Here is a 21,700-nt window from a genome sequence, read left to right on the forward strand (position 1 = left end):
GTGGCTGACCTGCTGGCCGCGCTGCAGGGCCTGGGCTCGCTCGGCTTCTTCGGCTGGTTCTTCCTGGGCCTGGCGCTGCTGTGGCTGAACGCCCGCGCCGGCCTGCCGCGCGCGCGGCGCGACCTGCAGCTGCGCGGCGGCGGCTTCGCGCTGTTCCTGGTGGCCGCCGTGCTGGGCCTGGGTCAGGGCCTGGTGGCGCTGTGGCCCTGGCCGCCGCAGGCCGCGCTGCTGTGCGCCGCCGCGGCGCCACTGCTGGCCGGCTGGTTGCTGGCCAACGGCCGCTGGGGCTGGGGGCTGCTGCTGGCCTTCAGCTTCCCGTTCTTCCTGCTGATCGCGCTGACCGCGTTCGTCGGCCAGTGGCTGGACCTGCGCGTGCTGGGCGGCGGCCTGCTGGCGCTGGCGCTGCTGGCCAGCCTGGCCGGTGCGCTGCTGACCTGGCGCCTGCCCCGGCCCGAGGTGCCACCCTTCGCCACCCACTTCCAGTTCCGCCGCGGCTTCGCCGGCCCGGGCTTTGGTCGGCGCGGGCCGGCCAACGACGACGATGTGGTGGACGTGCAGGCGCGCGACATCGACGAGCCGCCGCCGCCGGCCTTGCCGCGCTGACTTGACGGCGCCCCGTCGTCGCCCCTAAGCTGCAGCGCATGTCGCGCTCCCCGCTGATGACCATTCGCACCCTGCACACCCCCGTGGTGGGCCAGGGCGCGTTCGTCATGGTCCACCTGCGCCCCTAGCGGGCCCTTGCGCGACACCCCGCAGCCACCGCTGCACCGCCCAAGGCCCGCGCACCCCGCGGGCCTTGTTGTTTTCAGCCCCCCGATCCAGGAGACTGAGCATGAGCACCGATCCCGAGAACCCGCCGAACCTCCTCTTGCGCCGCGCCCGCGCTGACGATGCGCGCGACGTGGCCGCGCTGATGAGCGACCCCAGCGTCTACGCCCAGACCCTGCAGATGCCCCACGCCAGCGAGGCCTGGTGGCGCGAGCGCCTGGCCGCGATGGACAAGCCCGGGGTGGAACTGCAACTGGCGGCTGAGCGCGACGGCCGCGTGGTTGGCCTGGCTGGCCTGCACCAGCCCACCCCGTCGCCGCGCCGCCGACATGTGGCCGGCCTGGGCATCACGCTGGCGCGCGAGGCGCAGGGGCAGGGCGTGGGCGACGCGATGATGCGCGCGCTGCTGCAGCACGCCGACGAGTGGGCCGCGCTGCTGCGGCTGGAGCTGACCGTCTACGCGGACAACGCCCGCGCCATCCGCCTGTACGAGCGGCATGGCTTCGAGCGCGAGGGGCTGATGCGTGGCTATGGGCTGCGCGGCGGCGTGTATGTGGACTGCGTGGCGATGGCGCGCTGGCGCGATGCGCCGAGTCATCCGTGAACACGTGTACACTGATACACGTGTGAAACCGCAGGGAGACTGCCGTGGCCAACCTGACCCTGGTGGTGGACGAAGCCCTGATCAAGGCCGCCCGCATGCGGGCGATTGCCGAAGGCACATCGGTCAGCGCCCTGGTGCGCGATTTCCTGCAGGCCTACGCCAGTGCCGGCGTCCCCTCGTCGGCGCTGGTGGCCGCTGAGCCGCTGCCGGCGCCGCTGCACGGCAGTGGCCCGGCGGACACGCGGCCTGCCGCGCCCGGTCGACCCGTGCCACCCCCACCGCCGTCGCCGTCCTGGCTGGCGGTGGTGCGCGAGCGCGTCCAGGCCTTCGGTGGCGCTGAACCCGCTGACTGGCTCCCGCCGCGCGACCCCAGCCAGCCCCGCTCGTCGCGGTGAGTCGGTTGTCAGTCTCGCGGCCGGCCGGCTTGCTCGACACCTGCGTGGTGGCCGAACTGCTGCGCCCGGTGCCCGACGCCGGCGTGCTGCAGTGGCTGGCCGCCCAGGCGCCGGAGCAACTGCACCTGAGCGCCGTGTCATTGGCTGAGTTGTGGCAGGGCATCGAAGCCCTGCCCACCGGCCGACGCAAACGTGGCTTGGCCGTGGCGCTGCAGGCGCTGCTGGAGCAGGGCTTTGGCCAGCGCGTGCGGCCCTTCGATGCCGCGGCAGCGATCATGCTGGGCCAACTCGTCACCGAACGGCGCCGCCGCGGCCGCCCCATCGGTTTCGCTGATGCCCAGATCGCTGCGACGGCGCGCCAGGGTGGCCTGGCGCTGGTCACACGCAACGACAAGGACTTCGCCGCGTGTGGGGTGGTGGTCATCAACCCCTGGCGGACACCGCGGCGCTGAGGACCATCAGCCCTGCATCAAGGACGCAGCCCTGCGCGGGTGATCAGTCCGGGCTAGCATGCGCGACCGACCACGAGGAGATCCCGATGAGCATCACCCTGGGCAGCGCCGCGCTGCCGACCTTCACCACCGCCCTGAGCAACCTCGCCCACCTGATGGACAAGGCCGAGGCCAACGCCACTGAGCGCAAGTTCAACCCCGACGTGTTCTGCACGCTGCGCTTCGCCCCCGACATGCTGCCCTTCACCGCGCAGATCCGCATTGCCTGCGACGCCGCCAAGAACGGCACCGCGCGCCTGGCCGGCATCGAGGCGCCGAAGTTCGAGGACAACGAAACCACCTTCGCCGAGCTGAAGGCCCGCGTGGCCAAGACGCTGGCCTGGCTGGCCACGGTGCAGCCCTCGCAGCTCGATGGCCGCGAGGCGGTGGAGATCACCTTCCCGGTCGGCCGCGACGCCACGCGCACGATGACGGGCCAGGCCTACCTGCTGCACTGGGCGATCCCTAACATCTTCTTCCACGTCACCACCGCCTACGACCTGCTGCGCCAGGCCGGCGTGCCGCTGGGCAAGGCCGATTACCTGGTGGGTCCGTCGGCGACGCGCTGAGCCACGCGTGAACGCCCCCTTGCTGCGCCTGCGCCAGCTGCGCAAGGCCTACCCGGGGCAAAGCGTCTTTGCGGGCGTGGACCTGGACCTGCCGGCCGGCGAGTTCGTCGCGCTGGTGGGCGAGTCGGGCGTGGGCAAGTCCACGCTGCTCAACGTCATCGCCGGCCTGGACGACGCCGATGCCGGCGAGGTGTGGCTGGACGGCGCGCCGCTGCACAGCCGCCCCGAGCCCGAGCGCGCCCGCCTGCGCCGCGAGCGCCTGGGCTTCGTGTTCCAGGCCTTTCATGTGCTGCCGCACCTGAACGTGGCCGACAACGTGGCGCTGCCGCTGCTGCTGCAGGGCCGGCCCGATGCGGCGCGCGTGGCGGCGATGCTGGACGCGGTGGGCCTGGGCGCGCTGGGGGCGCGGATGCCTTCGCAGCTGTCGGGCGGGCAGTTGCAGCGCGTGGCCATCGCCCGCGCGCTGGTGCACCGCCCGCCGCTGATCCTGGCTGACGAGCCCACCGGCAACCTGGACCCCGCCACCGCCACCCAGGTGCTGGATGTGCTGCAGGCCCAGGTGCGCCATGAAGGCGCGGCCTGCCTGCTGGTCACGCATTCGGCTGCGGCGGCCGCGCGCGCCGACCGCGTGCTGCGCCTGACCGCCACCGGCGTGCAGCCGGCCGACCGCCCCGCGCATGCCGACTGAGCGCCCCCGGCTGTGGCGCCTGAGCTGGGCCGAGTGGCGCGCCCACCCCTGGCGCCAGCTGGCCGCGCTGCTCAGCGTGGCGCTGGGCGTGGCGCTGGCGCTGGCGGTGCACCTGATCAATGAATCGGCGCTGGCCGAGTTCTCGGCCGCGGTGCGCAGCGCCAACGGCGAGCCCGACCTGCGCCTGCTGGGCGGCGCCAGCGGCCTGCCCGATGACAGCGCCGCGCGCCTGGCCGCGCTGGCGCCGGTGCGGGCGGCGCATCCGCGCATCGAGCGCAGCCTGCTGATGCTGCCGGCCGATGGCAGCCGGCCGCGCACGGTGGACCTGCTGGGCATCGACGCCCTCAGCGTGGCCGCAGTGGCGCCTGGGCTGCTGCCGCGCCCGAACGACACCCAGGACCGGCTGGCGATGCTGCGCCCCGGTCAGGTATTCGTGAACCCGGCGCTGCTGAAACTGCTGGGATCGGCTGGGGAGTTGCGGCTGCTGGTCAGCGGGCGCGCGCAGGCCTTTGCGGTGGCAGGCACGGTGGCCGCCGGCGGTGCGCCGCTGGCGGTGATGGACGTGGCCGCTGCCCAGGCCGCGCTGGGGCTGGACGGCACGCTCAGCGCGGTGGACCTGCGGCTGGCGCCCGGGGCCACCGCAGCGGCGGTGCGCCAGGCTTACGGCCCGCTGCCGGCCGGCGCGCGCTGGGCCGCGGCCGATGACGAGGCGCAGCAGGTCAGCAACCTCTCGCGCGCCTACCGGGTGAACCTGACGGTGCTGGCGCTGGTGGCGCTGGTGGTGGGTGGTTTCCTGGTGTTCTCGGTGGTGTCGCTGGCGGTGGCGCAGCGCACGCCTGCATTGGCGCTGCTGGGCGTGCTAGGCCTGGACGCGGCCGGCCGGCGCCGGCTGGTGTGGGGCGAGTGCGCGCTGCTGGGCGCGCTGGCTGGGTTGCTGGGTGTGGCACTGGGCACCGGCCTGGCCGCGGCGGCGCTGCACTGGCTGGCGGGCGACCTGGGCAGCGGCGTGTTCGGCGCCAGCGCGCCCACGCTGCGCTGGTCGCCCGCGGCGGCGGCGGTGGCCTGGGCGGCGGGCGTGGTGGCCGCGCTGGCCGGCGGGGCCTGGCCGGCGGCGCGCGCGGCGCGGCTGGCGCCAGCCCAGGCCTTGAAGGGCCTGGGCGGCTGGGACGAGGCGCCGCCGCCCTGGTGGCCCGGCGCGGCGCTGCTGGCCGTGGCCGGTGGGCTGGCGCTGCTGCCGCCCTGGGGCGAACTGCCGCTGGCCGCCTATGCGTCGGTGGCCTGCGCGCTGGTGGGCGGTATCGCGCTGCTGCCGGCGCTGGTGCGGGGGCTGCTGGGCCAGCGTGGCGCGCGGCCCGCCCGCCACGCGCTGTGGCTGCTGGGCCTGCAGCGGGCGCGCCATGCGCGCGCCACCGCCACCGCAGCGCTGGCCGGCATCGTTGCCAGCCTGGCGCTGTGCGTGGCGCTCACCGTGATGGTGGCCAGCTTTCGCGGCTCGGTGGGCAGCTGGCTGGACGCGGTGCTGCCGGCCGACATGTACTTGCGCCTGGGCGGCGGCGGCGCGGCCTCGGCCGAGGCGCTGTGGCCGCCCGGTTTTGACACGCAGGCCGCCGCGCTGCCGGGCGTGACGCGTGCGGTGGGCGCGCGCTCGCGTGGCATGGACTGGGGCGCCGGCCTGCCCGCGGTGTGGCTGCTGGCGCGGCCGCTGGGCGAGCGGCCCGAACAGGCATTGCCGCTGGTGGGCCTGGCCCTGCCGGCCGAGCTGGCGGCGCCTGGCGAGGTGCCGGTGTTCGTCAGCGAGGCCCTGCCCGCCTTGCACGGCGTGCAACCCGGCCAGCACCTGACGCTGCCGATGCGCGACGCCCAGGGTCAGCCGATCCGCGTGTTCGTGCGCGGCGTCTGGCGCGATTTCGCGCGGCAGTTCGGCAGCGTGGTGATGGAGCGCGCCGACTACCAGCGCCTGACCGGCGACAGCCGCATCAACGAGCTGTCGCTGTGGCTGGCCCCCGAGGCCGCGCCGGCCGCGGTGGAGGCGGCGCTGAAGGACGCGCTGCGCCGCGCCGGCGGCGAGCCCGCGGCGGTGAGCGCGGTGACGGTGGCGCAACTCAAGGCGATCTCGCTGCAGATCTTTGACCGCAGCTTCGCCGTCACCCGCTACCTGCAGGGCGTGGCGATCGCCATCGGCCTGGCCGGCGTGGCGGCCAGCTTGAGCGCCCAGGTGCTGGCGCGCCGGCGCGAGTTCGGCCTGCTCGCCCACCTGGGCCTGACACGCGCCCAGGTGCTGCGCCTGGTGGTGCTGGAGATGGCCGGCTGGCTGGGTGCCGGGCTGCTGATGGGCCTGGGGCTGGGCGTGGCGATCAGCGCGGTGCTGGTCTTCGTGGTCAACCCGCAGAGCTTTCACTGGACGATGGACCTGGTGCTGCCGCCCGGGCCGGTGGCCGCGCTGCTGGGCGCGGTGGCGCTGGCCGGCCTGGGCACCAGCGCCTGGGTGGCGCGCCGCGCGGTGAACGCCGACGCGGTGCGCGCGGTGCGGGAGGACTGGTGATGCGGCGTCGCGTTCTTCTGGCGGCGATGCTGGCGGCCGGCGCGGCCCGCGCCGAAGAGGAGCGCGTGCGCCGCGGCCGGGTCCTGCGCTTCCCGCCCGACCATGGCGCCCACCCCGCGCAGCGCACCGAATGGTGGTACCTGACCGGCGCGCTGTGGCCGGCTGATGCAGCCCGCACCGAGCCGCCCCGCTGGGGCTTTCAGATCACCTTCTTCCGCTCGGCCACCGGCCTCGATGGCACCGGCCGGCTGGCGCCGCGCCAGCTGCTGTTCGCCCACGCGGCGCTGACCGACCGCGTGGCCGGCACCCACCAGCACGACCAGCGCCTGGCCCGCTGGAATGGCGAGACGCAGGAGGGTGACCACGCTCGCCTGGACGACCTGGGCCTGCGCATTGCCCGCTGGACCCTGGCGCGCGACGAGCGGGGCTACGCGCTAAAGGCACCGGCCACCGGCTTCGCGCTGGACCTGCGCGCCGATGCCACCCAGCCCCTGCTGCTGCAGGGCGAGGCCGGCTACTCGCGCAAGGGCCCGGGCGAGGCCGAGGCCAGCCACTACGTCAGCCACCCGCAGCTGGCGGTACAGGGCCAGGTGGTGCGTGGTGCGCAGGCGCAGCCGGTGCAGGGCCGCGCCTGGCTGGACCACGAATGGAGCGACACCCTGCTGGCCCCGCAGGCCCAGGGCTGGGACTGGGTCGGCATCAACCTGGACGACGGCAGCGCGCTCACCGCCTTCCAGCTGCGCACGCGCGACGGCGGCGTGCTGTGGGCCGGCGGCAGCTGGCGCGATGCGGGCGGCCGGCTGCGGGTGTTCCGGCCCGACGAATTGCGCTTCACCGCCGGCCGCCGCTGGACCAGCCCGGGCACCGGCGCCAGCTACCCGGTGGACTGGCGGCTCGACACGCCGGTCGGCCGCTTCCAGGTGCAGGCCCTGGTGGACGCGCAGGAGATGGACAGCCGCGCCAGCACCGGCACCGTCTACTGGGAAGGGCTGTCGGCGTTGCGCGCCGAGGACGGCCGCTCCCTGGGCTGGGGCTACCTGGAGATGACCGGCTACGCCGGCCGGCTGCGCCTGTGACGCCACGTCATTGCGCCAGCACCTTCAGCGAGCCCTGGTAGTTCGTCTCCGGGGCCCAGTAGCTGCCATGGTTCATCGCGGTGCGGCCCAGCTTGTAGCGGCCGCTCCAGGCCCAGGCCGCCTTGGTGGTGGACACCAGGGTCAGCGGGCGCACCACCACCCAGTAGGGGCGGCCGGCGGTCAGTGCGATGCCCTGGATGCCGGTGCGCCGCGGCTTGCAGCACCACAGGTAGTCCTCCAGGTCGTTCAGCCGGACCTCGGCCAGCGCCGTGCCGGGACTGCCGCCGTCATCGGCGTTCAGGCTGACCTTGACGGCGTTCAGACCGCTGATGATGCCCACACCGATCAGGATGTCACCCACGGTGGCGGCGCTCCTGGGCGTGAACTGGGTGGCGAAGGCCTGGTACAGGCCCAGGTCGCTGCCGCGGCCCATGATGGTCCAGCCTTCGGGCGCGAAACCATCGGGCGGGCGGCCGAAGTTGCTGAAGATCACCGCCGCGGGCGCTTCCGGGCCGGCGTCGGGCATGTCCGGCACCGCGGCCGGGCGTGTCGACACCCAGGTGTCCTGCCACAGCGCGGTCAGCGGCGGCGACCGGGCCCAGGATGGCAGCGCGAGCAACGCGCCCAGCGCGCACAGCAGCGTGGTTCGGATCGATGGTGTCATGGCGGCTCCCCGGTGGATCGACGGCCCCGAAGGATCGGGTGCGGACCGGGTCGATTCTGGGCGGGGGCCGGGGGGCGGTCGTCCTCAGAACTGCGGAGGGGGGCCAGGGGCCAGGGGCCAGGGCGCCGAACGGTGACGACGGACGTCCAGCCGGGACCGTTGTCCTGAGACGCCGAGCGGACAACCTCATGGATTCTCGCAGGCTTGGCTACAGTCGGCCACCCTGGATGCCGATAAGGGTATCGACGCGCCGACTTGCCGATACTTCGTCTCGACCACCCCGCAGTACCCGATGGACCCTGGATCGCCCCTCGACCGCGCCCTGGCCAGCATCATCCTGGACTCGGCCGCCGCCTTGCGTGCGACCCAGACGACCCTGGCGCAGCCCGAGGCGACGCCCGCGCTGCGTGCGATGGCCCACCTGATCGAGGCCCTGGTGGCCGTGCGCGAGGGCACGGTCGACCAGTACCAGCAGTCCATGGCCCAGGCCGAAGCGGCCTGCGCGCTGGACGGCCCAGCGCGGCTGGCGGCGCTGCGCGACCATGTCCGCGCCCAGTGGCACCGCCGCGAAGGCCGCCTGAGCGAGGCCGAGGCCCTGCTCGCTCCGCTGCACCAGCGCGCGGAGCAGCGGCCGCTGGTCGATGCCTACCTCAGCGCGGCGTCGCTGGCCACCGTGGTGTCGATGCTGGGCGATGACGACGGCGCGCTGGACCTGTACTACCAGGCGATGGCGCTGGCGCGGCGCAGCGGTGTCGACAGCCTGGTCGTCAACGCCTTGAACAACCTGGGCGCCTACCAGTCGGACCTGTACAACCTGGAAGACGCGGCGCCGCTGCTGCAGGAGTGCCTGGAGGGCGCGCTGCGTCTGGGTTCGCGGCGGCAGATCATCTACGCCGCCGGCAACCTGGTCGAGAACCTGTGCTTCCGCGGCGAGGCCGCCGACGCCCTGGCGCTGGCCCGCGAGCACCTGATCGGCCGCATCCGCCCGGATGACCCGCCGGCGCTGCAGCGCGACGAGGAGATCGCCCGCGCGCTGCTCGACAACGACCTGCACGACGAAGCGGCCGCGGTGCTGGCCCGGCAGCACCATGAGGACCCGTTCAGCAACGAGACCGCCACCGTGCGCGTGCTGTTGCAGGCCCGGCTGCTGCTGATCCGTGGCGAGCCTGCCCAGGCGCTTCGCCTGTGTCTGGCACGCCAGGCGCTGCTGGACGAGCAGGGCGCCGAAGGCACGCTGCCGATGGACCAGGTCAACCTGCCGCGCGTGGCCGCACGCGCCGCGCAGGCGGTGGGCGAACTGGCCCAGGCCTGTGCGCTGCACGAGCGCGCCTTTGCGATCCACGAGCAGCTGCTGGGCCGCGCCGCGCGCTCGCGCCGGCTCAGCCTGCAGATCACCCACCGACTGTCACTGGCTGAGTGGGAGCGCGACGCCGCCCGCCGCGAACACGAGCGCTTGGCCGCCCTGAACGCTCAGCTGCAGGCACAGGTGGCCGAGAACGAGCGCCTGCAGCAGCGGCTGCGCGCCCAGGCACTGGAAGACCCGCTGACGGGGGTGCACAACCGCCGCCACCTGCTGGAGGCCGGCCCGGCGATGCTGTCGCAGGCGCAGCGCCGCCAGGAGCCGCTGGCGCTGGTGATGGTGGACCTGGACCACTTCAAGCGGGTCAACGACCAGCACGGCCACGAGCTGGGCGACCAGGTGCTGCGCCTGTTTGCCCAGCTGGCGCGACGCCGCTCGCGGGCCGAGGACCTGGTCTGCCGCTACGGCGGCGAGGAGTTCGTGCTGCTGATGGCCGGTGCCGACGCGACGCAGGCCGCCGAGCGCCTGCGCGCGCTGCTGCAGGACTTCCAGACCCAGGCCTTTGCCGGTGCCGACGGCGCGGTGCTGCACTGCAGCTTCTCGGCCGGGGTGGCCGCCAGCGGGCCGACGGGCGAGAACCTGCACGAGTTGCTGGCGCAGGCCGATGCCGCGCTGTACCGTGCCAAGCAGCTGGGACGCTGCCGGGTGGAGCTGGCGGTGGCCGAGGTCGGCGTCGGGTAGAGTCGGCGGGTGGACCTGCCCACCCTGCACATCCGCCGCGTCGCCATCGACACCCGGCGCGAGAACGTGGCCTACCTGCACCGCCACTGCGAAGTGGTGCGCGCCGCCGGGCTGCAGGCGCTCGCCAAGGTGACGGTGCAGGCCAATGGGCAGCAGATCCAGGCGGTGCTGAATGTCGTCGATGACGAGGGCATCGTGCGGCCCGGCGAGCTGGGCGTGTCCGAGGACGCCTTCAGCCGGCTGGCGGTGGCCGAGGGCCACGCGGCGCGCATTGCGCCGTCGGAGCCGCCGGCCTCGCTGTCGGCGCTGCGGCGCAAGATCGCGGGCGAGCGGCTCTCGCGCGAGGACCTGCACGCCATCGTGCGCGACATCGCCGGCGCGCGCTACTCCAAGATCGAGCTGGCCGCCTTCGTGGTGGCCACCAACGGCCAGGAGCTCGAACGCGACGAGGTGCTCTACCTGACCGAGGCGATGATCGCCGCCGGCCGCCGCCTGGACTGGCAGCAGGCGGTGCGCGGCGGGCCGGTGGTGGACAAGCACTGCATCGGCGGCATCCCGGGCAACCGCACCTCGATGCTGGTGGTGCCCATCGTCGCCGCGCACGGCATGCTGTGTCCCAAGACCAGCTCGCGCGCGATCACCTCGCCGGCCGGCACCGCCGACACCATGGAGGTGCTGGCCGAGGTGGAATTGCCGCTGGAGCGGCTGCAGCAGATCGTGCGTGCCACCAATGGCTGCCTGGCCTGGGGCGGCACGGCCGAGCTGTCGCCGGCCGATGACATCCTGATCTCGGTCGAGCGGCCGCTGGCGATCGACTCGCCCGGGCAGATGGTGGCCTCCATCCTCAGCAAGAAGATCGCCGCCGGCTCCACCCACCTGGTGCTGGACATCCCGGTGGGCCCCAGCGCCAAGGTGCGCACCATGCCCGAGGCGCAGCGCCTGCGCAAGCTCTTCGAGTTCGTCGCCGGCAGCCTGGGGCTGCAGCTGGACGTGATGATCACCGACGGCAGCCAGCCGATCGGCCGCGGCATCGGCCCGGTGCTGGAGGCGCGCGACGTGATGGCGGTGCTGCACAACGCGCCCGACGCCCCGGCCGACCTGCGCGACAAGGCGCTGCGCCTGGCCGGCCGGATGATCGAGTTCGACCCCGATGTGCGCGGCGGCGAAGGCTGGCGCATCGCCCGCGACATCCTGGACAGTGGCCGCGCGCTGGCGCAACTGCAGGCCATCATCGACGCCCAGGGCCGCCGCGCCGAGCCGCCGGCGCTGGGCACACTGGTGCACGAGGTCTGCGCGCCGCAGGCCGGCCGTATGGCGGCGATCGACAACCTGCGCCTGGCCCGCATCGCCCGGCTGGCCGGTGCGCCGCAGGTGCCCGGCGCCGGGGTCGACCTGCTGCACAAGGTGGGCGACGCGGTGGCGGCCGGCGAGCTGCTCTACCGCCTGCACGCGCAGTACCCGGCCGATCTGGCCTTTGCGCGTGAGCTGGCGCAGACCGACAGCGGCTACCGGCTGGAGGCGCTTGCATGATCCGCGCGGTGCTGGCCTTCGACGATGAGCAAGCCGATGCCGGCGCCCTGGCCCAGGCCCTGGGCGCGCCGCTGCATCTGATCGGTCGCCACCGCTTCCCGGATGGCGAGTTGCGGTTGACGCTGCCCACGCCGCTGGCGGGCGACGTGGTGCTCTACCGCAGCCTGCACCAGCCCAACGAGAAGCTGGTGGAGCTGCTGATCGCCGCACCCACCGCGCGTGCGCAGGGCGCGGGGCGGCTGTGGCTGGTGGCGCCGTACCTGGCCTACATGCGCCAGGACATCGCGTTCAACCCCGGCGAGGCCATCAGCCAGCGCCACATCGGCGCGCTGCTGGCACGCACGGTGGACGGCCTGGTGACGGTGGATCCGCACCTGCACCGCATCGCCGCGCTGGACGAGGTGATGCCGGGCTGCCGCAGCGTGGCGCTGTCGGCGGCGCCGTCGATCGGGGCCTTCGTGGCGGCCCAGCGCCTGCGGCCGCTTCTGCTGGGCCCGGACAGTGAGAGCGCGCAATGGGTGCAGGGAGCGGCGCGTGCGGTGAACCCGGCCCTGGACCACGCGGTGTGCCAGAAGGTGCGCCATGGTGACCACGAGGTGCGCGTGACCCTGCCCGCTGGCCTGGACCTGCGCGGCCGTGAGGTGGTGCTGGTGGACGACATGGCCAGCACCGGCCGCACGCTGGTGGCCGCGGCCCTGCTGGCGCTGGCGGGCGGCGCCACGCGGGTGGACGTGGCCGTGACCCACGCGCTGTTCGTGGGCGACGCGCTGGCGCAGTTGCAGGCGGCGGGCATCGGCGCGGTGTGGAGCACCGGCTGCGTGCCGCACGCCAGCAACGCCATCGATGTGACGCCGCTACTGGCCGATGCGCTGCAGCAGCTCGTAGGGTGATCCGGGCCGCGAGGCCACCAGCACATGGCCCTGGCTGTGCCAGGGCACCGGCGCGTTCAGCGCGGGAAGCGCCAGGCCGCGCGCGTGGCGCGCCAGCGTGACATGGGGGCGCCAGCGGCGCGTCTCCAGCGGCAGGCCCAGCGCGCGCAGGCGCTGATCCAGGGTGGCCTGCAGCGCGGCCAGCGGCTCGGGCACGCTGGCGGGCTCCAGCACCAGCGCGCCGCCGTGGAACATCGCCGCACGGTCCAGCAGCAGCTCGGTGCGCGGCGAGGGCAGCGCCAGCGCCTGGCGCAGGTCGGGCAGGCGGTCGGTCGGAACCTCGCCCAGGAAGTGCAGCGTGATGTGCAGGTCGGCCGGCCGCACACGGCGCGCGCTGGCGGGCCAGGGCAGGGCGTCGGCCCAGGCCTGCAGCGCGGCGCGCGTGGCGGGTTCGGGCCACAGCGCGGTGAACAGCCGCAGGCCGGACGCGCCGATCACGACGGGTCCGGCGGTGTGTCGTGGATCAGGCGCTTGCCCAGGCCGATCACCTGGTCGTCGCCATAGCCCAGGCGGGCATAGAAGCCCAGCACCGCGTCATTGCCCTGGCGCACCTGCAGGTTCAGCTTGGGGCAGCCGCGCGCCAGCAGCAGGGCCTCGATGTGGCGCATCAGCGCAGCCCCCAGGCCGCGGCCCTGCAGCGAGGGCTCGACCGACAGGTAGTTGACCCAGCCGCGGTGGCCGTCGTAGCCCACCATCGCGCTGGCGACGATGCGGCCGTCCACCTCGCCCACCAGCAGCAGTTCGGGCTGCTCGGCCCGCTTGCGCTCGATGTCCTTGACCGGATCGTTCCAGGGGCGGGTCAGGCCGCAGGCCTGCCACAGGGCGATCACCGCCGCCTGGTCCTCGGGGCGAAAGGGGCGGATGCTCAGTTCCGTGCTCACAGCGGGATCCTCCAGCGCTGGCTGGGCTTGCCGCCATAGGCAGCCGGTTTGTTGAAGCGCTCGACCAGGGCGCCGCCACAGCGCGCGATCACGCGCTGCGAGGCCGCGTTGTCCTCGTCGGTGGTCAGCTCCACCCAGCGCAGGCCCAGGGCGCGTGCTTCGGGCAGCAGCGCGCTCAGCGCGGCGCTGGCGATGCCGCGGTTCTGCAGCCAGGGCACAACGGCGTAGCCGATGTGGCCCAGCACATGCGGCGGCAGCGCTTCGGTGCCGGGCTGCCAGCGCAGGTTGATCGAGCCGGCCATGGCGTCACCGGCGAAGATCCAGCGGCGCATCCAGGGCAGGCGCTGGGCCTGGCTGCCATCGGGCAGCGTGACCAGGCCGATGCCGATGCGGTCGTCGCTGCGCGCGTAGTAGCTCTGCGGGTCGGCCTGCAGCAGCGCCAGTTCCTCGTCGGCGGCGGCCTGGCCGCGCACGTTGTCAGCGGACCAGCCGCGTCGCAGCGCCTCGGCATAGCGCTCGACATGGGTGGGACCGGGGCGGATGAGGCGAACGTCGATGGTCATGCGGGTGCATCAGGTGTAGGGGCCGTCGACCAGGCGCTGCGACAGCCACCACAGGTTGCCATGGGCATCGCGCACGCCGCCCTGGCGGTCACCATAGGGCATGTCGGCCACGGCCATCACCTGCTGCGCGCCATGGGCCAGCGCGCGCGCCATGGCGGCGTCGGCATCGTCGACGAACAGGTAATAGGACGCGGGCATCGCCGGGTAGTCGGCGCTGGCCTCGCTGACCATCAGCATGCTGTCGCCGAGTTGCACCTGGGCGTTGGCGATGCAGCCGTCGGGGCGGCGGTGACACAGCTGCTGCTGTCCGCCCAGGCCATCGACCAGGAAGCGCACGAAGGCGTCGGCGTCGCGCACGAAACAGTAAGGGGTGAGCTGCTGGAAGCCTGGGGGGGTGCGGGTCATTCGTCGCTCCAGGCCATGTCGGCGAGTTGGTCGATCTCGAGCTTGTCGGCGCTGCGGGCCGCTGCAGCGCGCCACTGCGCGGGCACCGGCGCCTTGCGCGGGCTGACCCGGCCGCCCCACAGGCTGGCCTTGAGGGCCACGATCACGGTGCCGCGCACGGCCGGGGGCTTCACGCCCTCGAGCGCGCCGCGCAGCGCCTGGGCGGCGGCGTCGGGCAGCGGCTGGTCCAGATCGAGCCAGGCCCGCGGCGCATGGCCCGGCCGCAGCCCGACGACCAGGAAGCCGGCATTGGGGCGGCGTGCGAACTGCGCCTCCAACGCATGCCGCGCGGCGTCCTGCAGCGCCAGCACATGGCGCGACAGCGCGTCGCCATCCACCCGCTCGCGCAACTGGGCCTCGGGTTGCAGCAGCAGCACGTCGATGTTCGACAGCGCCTCGGCGGCGCCGATGGCCGCGCAGGGGGCGGCCAGGGCGACCGCCAGCAGCTGGCGCCGGATCATGCCGACTCATCCATGTGGAAACGGTGCAGCAGCCGGTGCAGCACCGGCGTCAGCAGCAGCGCGGCGGTGACGATGAAGACCAGGCCGGCGTACAGCGCATAGGCGCTGGCGAAGAGCTTGCCGGCCGCGGTCTGCGGGGCATGCACCGGCCCCATGCCGCCCAGCAGCATGGCGGCATCGAGCAGCGCGTCCAGCGGCGACAGGTGTTCGAAAGCCATGTAGCCGGCCACGCCGATGGCCAGCGACACCGCGGCCAGCAGCGCTGCCGCGGCCACGTGCAGGATCAGGCGCCAGGCAAAGTGACGGCGCGCCAGCGGCGGCTGGTGGCGGGACTCGTACATGCCCCGGATTGTGTCAGCGCGGGCGGGCCATCAGCAGGCCGGCGATCACCGCCAGCTCGGCCGCCTGGCCGGCGGCCAGGGCGCCGGCCCAGGCGGGCTGCAGGGCGGGCCACAGCAGCCGCAACGCGGCGTCCAGCACATAGGCGCTACCGGCCACCCACAGGGCGGGGCCCACCCAGCGCCACACCAGGCCACTGCGCGTGAGCAGGCTGCCCAGCGGCAGCAGCCACAGGCCCCAGAACGGCATGGCGAGTGCCAGGCCCTGGTGGTGCAGCTTCAGGCCCAGCTGCGTCAGCGTGTGGCGCTGCTCGTTGGACCAGGCGGCCAGCCAGGCGGCGTTGGACTGCAATTGCAGCGCGGCTACTTCGCCCAGCATCGAGACGAAGACGATGGGGATGGGCAGCAGGCCCAGCACCGCCATCAGCCGCGCCTGTCCGCGGTGCTGGTCGGCGAACAGGGCGTAGAGCGTCAGGACCAGCGGCACCTCGATCAACTGGTACAGCAGCTCGCTGGCCAGGCCGGCACGCAGCCAGTGGGCCTGTTCGCGCACCAGCCCAGCCAGCGCGGCGGGATCGTCCACGCCGGCCAGTCGCCCGGGCACCACCACCAGGCCCAGCGGCGCCACCAGCGCCAGCGCCAGGTACCAGGCGCCGGCCTGGCGGGCCAGGCGCTGGCGCGGATCGGCGGCGGGGGGGCTCACCAGGCCACGGCGGCCGCCAGCGGGGCGCTGTTGCGGCGGCCGGGGTAGCTCAGCCAGGTCATGGCCAGGTTGAGCTCGTCGATGACGCCGGCGGGCTCGATCGTGCGGCCGTTGTCCAGCGTCATCGGGCTGGTGGTGTGGGCATCGGCCACCAGCGCCAGGTCGTAGCCGCGGTCCAGCGCCCCATAGGCGGTGGCGCGGATGCACCAGTTGGTGGCGGCGCCGGTCAGCACCAGGCGCGACACGCCCAGCCGGGCCAGCACGCTGTCCAGCGCGGTGCCTTCGAAGGCGGAGTTGTGGCCCTTGGGGATCAGGGGTTCGTCGGCCAGCGGCACCAGCTCGGGCGCCCATTGCCAGGCCGGCGAGCCCTGGGGCAGGCCATCGTCGGCATGCTGGACCCAGATGACCGGCACGCCGTCGCTGCGCGCGCGCCGCACCAGGCCCTGGATGCGCTCCAGCACGCCGGCCGCGTCCCAGGCATCGGCGACCACGCCGACCTGCATGTCCACCACCAGCAGCGCGCTGCCGTCTCCGGGTCTGACCGTGGCCATGGGGGGCTCCTCTCAGCGGACAAAGGCCGATGGGCGGCGGGCGCCGGGCCGGGACAGGCGCCGCGCCCGCCACAGGCGCAGCGTGATGCCCAGGGCCACCGCCGCCAGCACCGCGGCCAGCAGGAACCTGCCCATCAGCAGCGCCAGGCCGGCGCCGCTGACCGCGCCCAGGCGCAGCACGACGTCGAGCAGCAGACCGACCCCGATGGGCCGCAGGATGGGGGGCAGTGGCATGGCGATGAGTGTCGCACCGGATGCTGCGCCCGGCGCGCTGCGACATGGGGGGATGCCGGGGTTCATCGCAGGCGCTCCTGGCGCGCACAGGCCTGGATCAGCGTGTCCAGGCGGCGTGCCCGCGTGGCTGCCTGACGCGCCGTGGTGACCCAGTGCAGCAGCGTCTTGCGGTAGCCCGGCGGGCAGGCGCTGAAATAGGCCCAGGCCGCGCTGTGGGCCTGGAAGCGGGCCTGCTCGTCGGGGCTGAGTTGCGCGGTGTCGGTCTGTTCGTAGGCATAGATCACCGAGCGGTCTTCACGCCTGGCCTGGAAGGCGGCCAGCCCGGCCGGCTGCATCCGGCCCGCGGCGATCAGCGCCTCGGCCTTGGCAATGTTGATCGCGCTCCAGACCGATCCCGGCCGGCGCGGCGTGAAGCGGATGCGGTAGGCCTGCTCGTCCAGGCGCTGGCGCACGCCGTCGATCCAGCCCACGCACAGCGCCTCGTCCACCGATTCGGGCCAGCTCATGCTGGGGCGCCCGGAGTCGACCTTCCAGAACCCCACCACCAGCTCGGGCGCGGTGGCGGCGTGCTGCATCAGCCAGGCGCGAAAGTCGGCGGCCTGGGCGAAGAAGCGCGGCGGCGGGCTCATGGGCCGGCCCCTCGCGAGGCGGCCGGCTCAGGGCACCATCGCGCGCCAGGTGGCGATGCAGTGCCGGGCCAGTGCGGTGACCCAGGGCGGCTGCCCCGGCACGAAGGCCAGGCCGAAACGCGGGCTGACCACGTAGCCGGCGCGCACGAAGGCGTCCGGGTCCTGGGTGGCGATGAAGCTCTCCAGCGTGGCGAAGGGCACGGCCAGCGCGCCCAGGTGCAGCACCGCGCTCGGCTTGGTGACCTCTTCCAGGCGGCCGCTGGCCTGGAAGCGGAACACCACGTGGCCGTAATCGAGCTCGTGCAGCGCGACGGCATTGATGCCTTCATGGTCGGGCGGACCGCAGCGTTCGCGCACCTCGTCGGGCGTGGCACTGAAGGGCAGGTCATCGACCGACAAAAAGGGCTCCAGGCGCATGCAGCCCATTCTGGTGCGCGGGCGGGATCGCGCCATCCCCCTCGTGGAGGATGATGCGGCCTCATGGCCGGCGACGCAGCAGCGCGGTGGCGCGCGGCGGCGGCTCATAGGGTTCGGGCCACCAGTCGATGACCTCGGTGAGGCGCCGCTGCGCATCCAGCGTGAAGAAGCCGATGCCGGTCATCACCTGGCCGTCGACGTGGAAGTCGATGCGGCAGACGGCGCGCGGGCCGTCGCAGACCAGGTCGCGCACCTCGGCCCGCCAATCGCCGGGCCAGGTGCGGAAGAGTTCGAGGTAGGCGTGGCCGCCCTCGGCGAATTCACGGGTCTGCGGCACCTCGTAGCGCAGACCCGGCGCCAGCAGCTCGGCGAACGCCTCCCACTGGCGGGCGTTGGCCAGCGCCCAGTGGCGCTCGAGGACCTGGCGGGTGGTGGCGGCATCGGGCAGGCTCATCCGGGGGCTCCATCGGGGCAGTGGCGCTGGGTGTCGGGCACGCGGTGCAGCGTGAACTCGGCGCCGGTGTCGAGGTCGCGGTAGCGGTGTTGCCGATCGTCCAGCGCGACGATGTCGGTGCAGTAGCGCTGGCCCGGGGGCAGCCAGAAATTGGCCGTGGCCTGCTCGACCCGGTAGCACATGCGCTGGCCCTGCACCGTCCAGGTGCCGGCGCCGCGGAAGGGCAGCGGGTCGTCCAGCGCGCGGCCGCAGGCCTCGAAGCGGCCGTCGGCCGAGAAGCGGTCCCAGGCCCAGCAGCCGCTGCCCTCGGGGTTGCACCAGGTGCCCACCAGGGTGGCCGTGCTGCAGCCCCCCAGCAGCGCGCTGGCCAGGGTCAGCAGCAGGCTGGCGAGGGCGAGCAGGGCAGGGCGGCGGCGCAGCATGGCGGGCTTGTACCGTGAGTGGTGCTGGCGATAAAGACTGGATGAATATACAGTATTCGTCCCCGGTCTGTCGTCCCCATGCTGTCCGCCTACGCCGAGCTGCACTGCCGCAGCAACTTCAGCTTCCTCACCGGCGCCTCGCACCCCGAGGAGCTGGTGCAGCGCGCCCATGCGCTGGGCTACAGCGCGCTGGCGATCACCGACGAGTGCTCGCTGGCCGGCGTGGTGCGCGCCCATGTCGAGGCGCAGCGCCTGGGCCTGCACCTGGTGATCGGCGCCGAGATGCAGCTGCACCTGCCCGCTGCGAAGCAGGGCACCGCGCCGCAGCCGCACGCCCGGCTGCTGCTGCACGCGCAGTCGCGGCGCGGCTACGGCAACCTGTCGCAGTGGATCACGGTGTGCCGCCGGCGCGCCGCCAAGGGCCAGTACCTGGCGCACCCGTCCGACCTGGAGGGCCGGGTGCCGCACGCGCCGCACCTGGCCGGCCTGCCCGAGTGCCGCGCGCTGCTGCTGCCGCCGGCCGATCCGGCCGAGCCGCCGCGCTTCGAGCCGCTGTTCGCGCAGGCGATGTGGCTCAAGACCTGGTTCGGGCCTGAGCGCTGCGGCCTGGCCGTGCCGCTGCTGCACCGCCGCCACGACGATGAACTGGTCGAGGCCATGGAAGCCGTGGCCGCCGCCACCGGCCTGCCGCTGCTGGCCACCGGCGGCGTGCTGATGCACAGCCGCGCGCGCAAGCCGCTGCAGGACGTGCTCACCGCCACCCGGCTGGGCTGCACCGTGGCCGAGGCCGGCCTGGCGCTGGAGGGCAATGCCGAGGCCCACCTGCGCAGCCGCCAGCGCCTGCAGGCGCTCTACCCGCCCGAGTGGCTGGCCGCCAGCGTGGCCTGGGCCGGGGCCTGCGCCTTCTCGCTGGCCGAACTGCGCTACGAGTACCCGCAGGAGGTGGTGCCCGCCGGCCACACGCCCACCAGCTGGCTGCGCACTCGCACCGAAGCCGGCGCCGCCACCCGCTACCCCCAGGGCGTGCCGCCCGCCATCCGTGCCCAGATCGAGCACGAGCTGGCACTGATCGCCCAGCTGCGCTACGAGCCCTATTTCCTCACCGTGGCCGATGTGGTGCAGTGGGCGCGCGCGCGCGGCATCCTGTGCCAGGGCCGCGGCAGCGCGGCCAACTCGGCGGTGTGCTTCTGCCTGGGCGTGACCGAGGTCGACCCCAGCCGCCACACGCTGCTGTTCGAGCGCTTCATCAGCGCCGAGCGCAACGAGCCGCCCGACATCGACGTCGACTTCGAGCACCAGCGCCGCGAGGAGGTGATCCAGCACCTCTACCGCACCTACGGCCGCCAGCGCGCCGCGCTGACCGGCGTGGTGATCAGCTACCGCAGCCGCTCGGCATTGCGTGATGTGGGGCGGGCGCTGGGCTTTGACCTCGACCGCATCGAGGCGGTGTCGCGCTCGCAACAGTGGTTCGACGGCAAGACCATCGCGCCCGAGCGCCTGCGCGAAAACGGCTTCGACCCCGACGCGCCGCTGTCGCGCCTGTGGGCCGAACTGACGCTGCTGCTGCGCGGCTTTCCACGCCACCTGAGCCAGCACCCGGGCGGCTTCGTCATCGCCGCCGATGACGTGGCCCGCCTGGTGCCGGTGGAGAACGCCGCGATGGACGGCCGCACGGTGATCCAGTGGGACAAGGACGACCTGGACGCGCTGGGCCTGATCAAGGTGGACGTGCTGGCGCTGGGCATGCTCAGCGCCATCCGCCGCGCGCTGGCCTGGCTGGCCGTCAAGCAGCCCGGTCGCTGGCCGCTGCAGCGCTGGGGCGAGGCGCCCGAGCACGCCGCCATCCCGATGAGCGCGCTGCCGCACGACGACCCGGCGGTGTTCGACATGCTCTGCGCCGGCGATTCGGTGGGCGTGTTCCAGGTGGAGAGCCGCGCCCAGATGAGCATGCTGCCGCGCCTGAAACCGCGCTGCTTCTACGACCTGGTGATCGAGGTGGCGATCGTGCGCCCGGGCCCGATCCAGGGCGGCATGGTGCATCCCTACCTGAAGCGGCGCAGCGGCGAGGAGCCGGTCAGCTACCCCAGCGACGAGGCGCGCCAGGCGCTCGAGCGCACGCTGGGCGTGCCGATCTTCCAGGAGCAGGTGATGCAGCTGGCCATCCTGGCGGCCGACTTCACCCCCGGCGAGGCCGACCAGCTGCGCCGCGCCATGGCCGCCTGGAAACGCAAGGGCGGCCTGGGCCCGTTCCACGAGCGCCTGGTGGGCCGCATGGTGGCCAAGGGCTATGCGCCCGAGTACGCCGAGGCGATCTTCCGCCAGATCGAGGGCTTCGGCGAATACGGCTTCCCCGAGAGCCACGCCGCCAGCTTCGCGCTGCTGGTGTGGGTCAGCGCCTGGCTCAAGCACCACCATCCGGACACCTTCCTGGCGGCCTTGCTGGACAGCCAGCCGATGGGCTTTTACGCCCCGGCGCAGCTGGTGCGCGACGCCCGCGCCCACGGCGTGGCGGTGCGGCCGGTGTGCGTGCTGGCCAGCGAGGTGGGCTGCACGCTGGAGCGGCCTGCGGACGATGCCGCGCTGTGGCCGGTGCGCCTGGGCCTGACGCGCATCAGCGGCCTGGGCGAGGCGGTGGCGCAGCGCATCGTGGCCGCACGCGCCGAGCGCGCCTTCGACAGCGTCGAAGACCTGGCCCGTCGCGCGGCGCTGGACGCCCGCGCACTGCAGGCCCTGGCTGACGCCGACGCGCTGGCCGCGCTGGCCGGCCACCGCCGCCAGGCCGCCTGGGCGGTGGCCGGCATCGACACCCGCCCCGGCGCCGTGCTGGCCGCCACCCGCACCGCCGAGCCGGAGCCGCCGCAACTGGACAGCCCCACAGCGGGCGAGGCCCTGCTGGCCGACTACCGCCGCACCGGCCTGTCGCTCGCCACCCACCCGCTGGCGCTGTTGCGCGACGCGCTGGCGCCCTACAAGGTGCTGCGCGCCGCCGATCTGGCCGGTTGCCGCCACGGCCAGCTGGCGCGCGCCAGCGGCCTGGTCACCCACCGCCAGCGCCCCGAGACCGCCAAGGGCGTGGTCTTCGTCACGCTGGAAGACGAGACCGGCGCGATCAACGTGATCGTCTGGCCGCAGGTGGCGCTGGCCCAGCGCCGGCCGCTGCTGGCGGCGCGGCTGCTGACCGTCTACGGCGTCTGGCAGCAGGAGGGCGCGGTGTGCCACCTGATTGCCAAGCGTCTGGTCGACCACACCGCGCTGCTGCAGGGACTGGCGTCGCGCAGCCGGGATTTCCGCTAGCCTGCACACCGG

Annotated in this window: 26 protein-coding genes; 12 read left to right on the forward strand and 14 right to left on the reverse strand. The window is 73.8% G+C overall.

The window, feature by feature from the left end:
• The 8 genes from KAK07_RS11190 (at window position 1) to KAK07_RS11225 (ending at window position 7,133) form a co-directional block, all read left to right on the forward strand.
• Complete coding sequence (locus KAK07_RS11190) at window positions 1-603, forward strand: hypothetical protein (protein WP_210860718.1); 603 nt, start codon at window positions 1-3, stop codon at window positions 601-603.
• 229 nt (window positions 604-832) lie between these two features.
• A complete protein-coding gene (locus KAK07_RS11195; RefSeq protein ID WP_210860719.1) occupies window positions 833-1,372 on the forward strand; it encodes a GNAT family N-acetyltransferase in 540 nt (179 codons plus the stop codon).
• 44 nt (window positions 1,373-1,416) lie between these two features.
• Window positions 1,417-1,767, forward strand: a complete 351-nt coding sequence (locus KAK07_RS11200; RefSeq protein WP_210860720.1) for a DUF6364 family protein — start codon at window positions 1,417-1,419, stop codon at window positions 1,765-1,767.
• Window positions 1,764-2,219 (forward strand): type II toxin-antitoxin system VapC family toxin, encoded by a 456-nt coding sequence (locus KAK07_RS11205; protein WP_210860721.1) that lies wholly within the window; start codon window positions 1,764-1,766, stop codon window positions 2,217-2,219. Before KAK07_RS11200 ends, KAK07_RS11205 begins: the two co-directional genes overlap by 4 nt.
• 86 nt (window positions 2,220-2,305) lie before the next feature.
• Window positions 2,306-2,827, forward strand: coding sequence for a DUF1993 domain-containing protein (locus tag KAK07_RS11210; RefSeq protein WP_210860722.1), 522 nt, complete (start codon window positions 2,306-2,308; stop codon window positions 2,825-2,827).
• Between the two features lie 19 nt (window positions 2,828-2,846).
• Window positions 2,847-3,515 (forward strand): ABC transporter ATP-binding protein, encoded by a 669-nt coding sequence (locus KAK07_RS11215; RefSeq protein ID WP_210860847.1) that lies wholly within the window; start codon window positions 2,847-2,849, stop codon window positions 3,513-3,515.
• Window positions 3,505-6,057 (forward strand): FtsX-like permease family protein, encoded by a 2,553-nt coding sequence (locus KAK07_RS11220; RefSeq protein ID WP_210860723.1) that lies wholly within the window; start codon window positions 3,505-3,507, stop codon window positions 6,055-6,057. The genes KAK07_RS11215 and KAK07_RS11220 overlap by 11 nt, the downstream gene beginning before the upstream one ends.
• On the forward strand, window positions 6,057-7,133 hold the full coding sequence (locus KAK07_RS11225; protein WP_210860725.1) for a lipocalin-like domain-containing protein: 1,077 nt from the start codon (window positions 6,057-6,059) through the stop codon (window positions 7,131-7,133). The genes KAK07_RS11220 and KAK07_RS11225 overlap by 1 nt, the downstream gene beginning before the upstream one ends.
• A gap of 7 nt (window positions 7,134-7,140) precedes the next feature.
• On the opposite strand, the gene KAK07_RS11230 is transcribed toward KAK07_RS11225, so the two are convergent.
• Window positions 7,141-7,797 carry a hypothetical protein gene (locus KAK07_RS11230; RefSeq protein ID WP_210860727.1) on the reverse strand — a complete coding sequence of 219 codons (657 nt, stop codon included), beginning with the start codon at window positions 7,795-7,797 and terminating at the stop codon, window positions 7,141-7,143.
• Window positions 7,798-8,089: 292 nt separating this feature from the next.
• On the opposite strand from KAK07_RS11230, the gene KAK07_RS11235 reads away from it, so the two are divergent.
• The 3 genes from KAK07_RS11235 to KAK07_RS11245 are packed head-to-tail and all read left to right on the forward strand — an operon-like array spanning window position 8,090 to window position 12,258.
• Window positions 8,090-9,838 carry a GGDEF domain-containing protein gene (locus KAK07_RS11235; protein WP_210860729.1) on the forward strand — a complete coding sequence of 583 codons (1,749 nt, stop codon included), beginning with the start codon at window positions 8,090-8,092 and terminating at the stop codon, window positions 9,836-9,838.
• Between the two features lie 9 nt (window positions 9,839-9,847).
• Window positions 9,848-11,368, forward strand: coding sequence for a thymidine phosphorylase family protein (locus tag KAK07_RS11240; protein ID WP_210860730.1), 1,521 nt, complete (start codon window positions 9,848-9,850; stop codon window positions 11,366-11,368).
• A complete protein-coding gene (locus KAK07_RS11245) occupies window positions 11,365-12,258 on the forward strand; it encodes a ribose-phosphate diphosphokinase (RefSeq protein WP_210860731.1) in 894 nt (297 codons plus the stop codon). Before KAK07_RS11240 ends, KAK07_RS11245 begins: the two co-directional genes overlap by 4 nt.
• Here KAK07_RS11245 and thpR read toward each other — a convergent pair.
• The 13 genes from thpR to KAK07_RS11310 all read right to left on the reverse strand — a co-directional run bounded on the left by thpR (window position 12,223) and on the right by KAK07_RS11310 (window position 18,394).
• A complete protein-coding gene (gene thpR / locus KAK07_RS11250) occupies window positions 12,223-12,735 on the reverse strand; it encodes an RNA 2',3'-cyclic phosphodiesterase (protein ID WP_210860732.1) in 513 nt (170 codons plus the stop codon). The two genes, KAK07_RS11245 and thpR, sit on opposite strands and share 36 nt — an antisense overlap.
• Window positions 12,732-13,166, reverse strand: coding sequence for a GNAT family acetyltransferase (locus KAK07_RS11255; RefSeq protein ID WP_210854606.1), 435 nt, complete (start codon window positions 13,164-13,166; stop codon window positions 12,732-12,734). The genes thpR and KAK07_RS11255 overlap by 4 nt, the downstream gene beginning before the upstream one ends.
• An 8-nt stretch (window positions 13,167-13,174) precedes the next feature.
• Window positions 13,175-13,741: a GNAT family N-acetyltransferase gene (locus tag KAK07_RS11260; protein WP_210860734.1), complete on the reverse strand. Its 567-nt coding sequence runs from the start codon at window positions 13,739-13,741 to the stop codon at window positions 13,175-13,177.
• A gap of 9 nt (window positions 13,742-13,750) precedes the next feature.
• Complete coding sequence (locus KAK07_RS11265) at window positions 13,751-14,146, reverse strand: VOC family protein (RefSeq protein WP_210854576.1); 396 nt, start codon at window positions 14,144-14,146, stop codon at window positions 13,751-13,753.
• On the reverse strand, window positions 14,143-14,646 hold the full coding sequence (locus tag KAK07_RS11270) for a hypothetical protein (protein ID WP_210854577.1): 504 nt from the start codon (window positions 14,644-14,646) through the stop codon (window positions 14,143-14,145). Before KAK07_RS11270 ends, KAK07_RS11265 begins: the two co-directional genes overlap by 4 nt.
• On the reverse strand, window positions 14,643-14,987 hold the full coding sequence (locus KAK07_RS11275; RefSeq protein WP_210860736.1) for a two pore domain potassium channel family protein: 345 nt from the start codon (window positions 14,985-14,987) through the stop codon (window positions 14,643-14,645). Before KAK07_RS11275 ends, KAK07_RS11270 begins: the two co-directional genes overlap by 4 nt.
• 13 nt (window positions 14,988-15,000) lie before the next feature.
• Window positions 15,001-15,687: a DUF4386 domain-containing protein gene (locus KAK07_RS11280; protein WP_210860738.1), complete on the reverse strand. Its 687-nt coding sequence runs from the start codon at window positions 15,685-15,687 to the stop codon at window positions 15,001-15,003.
• The gene (locus tag KAK07_RS11285) at window positions 15,684-16,238 is read right to left on the reverse strand and encodes a cysteine hydrolase family protein (RefSeq protein ID WP_210860740.1); all 555 of its coding nucleotides are present in this window, start codon (window positions 16,236-16,238) and stop codon (window positions 15,684-15,686) included. The genes KAK07_RS11280 and KAK07_RS11285 overlap by 4 nt, the downstream gene beginning before the upstream one ends.
• Before the next feature lie 12 nt (window positions 16,239-16,250).
• Window positions 16,251-16,472, reverse strand: a complete 222-nt coding sequence (locus KAK07_RS11290) for a hypothetical protein (RefSeq protein ID WP_210854581.1) — start codon at window positions 16,470-16,472, stop codon at window positions 16,251-16,253.
• Between the two features lie 62 nt (window positions 16,473-16,534).
• On the reverse strand, window positions 16,535-17,101 hold the full coding sequence (locus KAK07_RS11295; protein ID WP_210860742.1) for a YdeI/OmpD-associated family protein: 567 nt from the start codon (window positions 17,099-17,101) through the stop codon (window positions 16,535-16,537).
• A gap of 27 nt (window positions 17,102-17,128) precedes the next feature.
• Window positions 17,129-17,518 (reverse strand): hypothetical protein, encoded by a 390-nt coding sequence (locus KAK07_RS11300; protein ID WP_210860744.1) that lies wholly within the window; start codon window positions 17,516-17,518, stop codon window positions 17,129-17,131.
• A 61-nt stretch (window positions 17,519-17,579) separates the two neighbouring features.
• The gene (locus KAK07_RS11305) at window positions 17,580-17,972 is read right to left on the reverse strand and encodes a nuclear transport factor 2 family protein (protein WP_210860746.1); all 393 of its coding nucleotides are present in this window, start codon (window positions 17,970-17,972) and stop codon (window positions 17,580-17,582) included.
• Window positions 17,969-18,394 (reverse strand): hypothetical protein, encoded by a 426-nt coding sequence (locus tag KAK07_RS11310; RefSeq protein ID WP_210860748.1) that lies wholly within the window; start codon window positions 18,392-18,394, stop codon window positions 17,969-17,971. Before KAK07_RS11310 ends, KAK07_RS11305 begins: the two co-directional genes overlap by 4 nt.
• A 78-nt stretch (window positions 18,395-18,472) precedes the next feature.
• Between KAK07_RS11310 and KAK07_RS11315 the strand changes: the two genes are divergently transcribed.
• Complete coding sequence (locus KAK07_RS11315) at window positions 18,473-21,688, forward strand: error-prone DNA polymerase (RefSeq protein ID WP_210860751.1); 3,216 nt, start codon at window positions 18,473-18,475, stop codon at window positions 21,686-21,688.
• Window positions 21,689-21,700 lie beyond the last annotated feature (12 nt).

This window comes from Ideonella alba (assembly GCF_018069875.1).
Lineage (GTDB): Bacteria > Pseudomonadota > Gammaproteobacteria > Burkholderiales > Burkholderiaceae_C > Ideonella > Ideonella alba.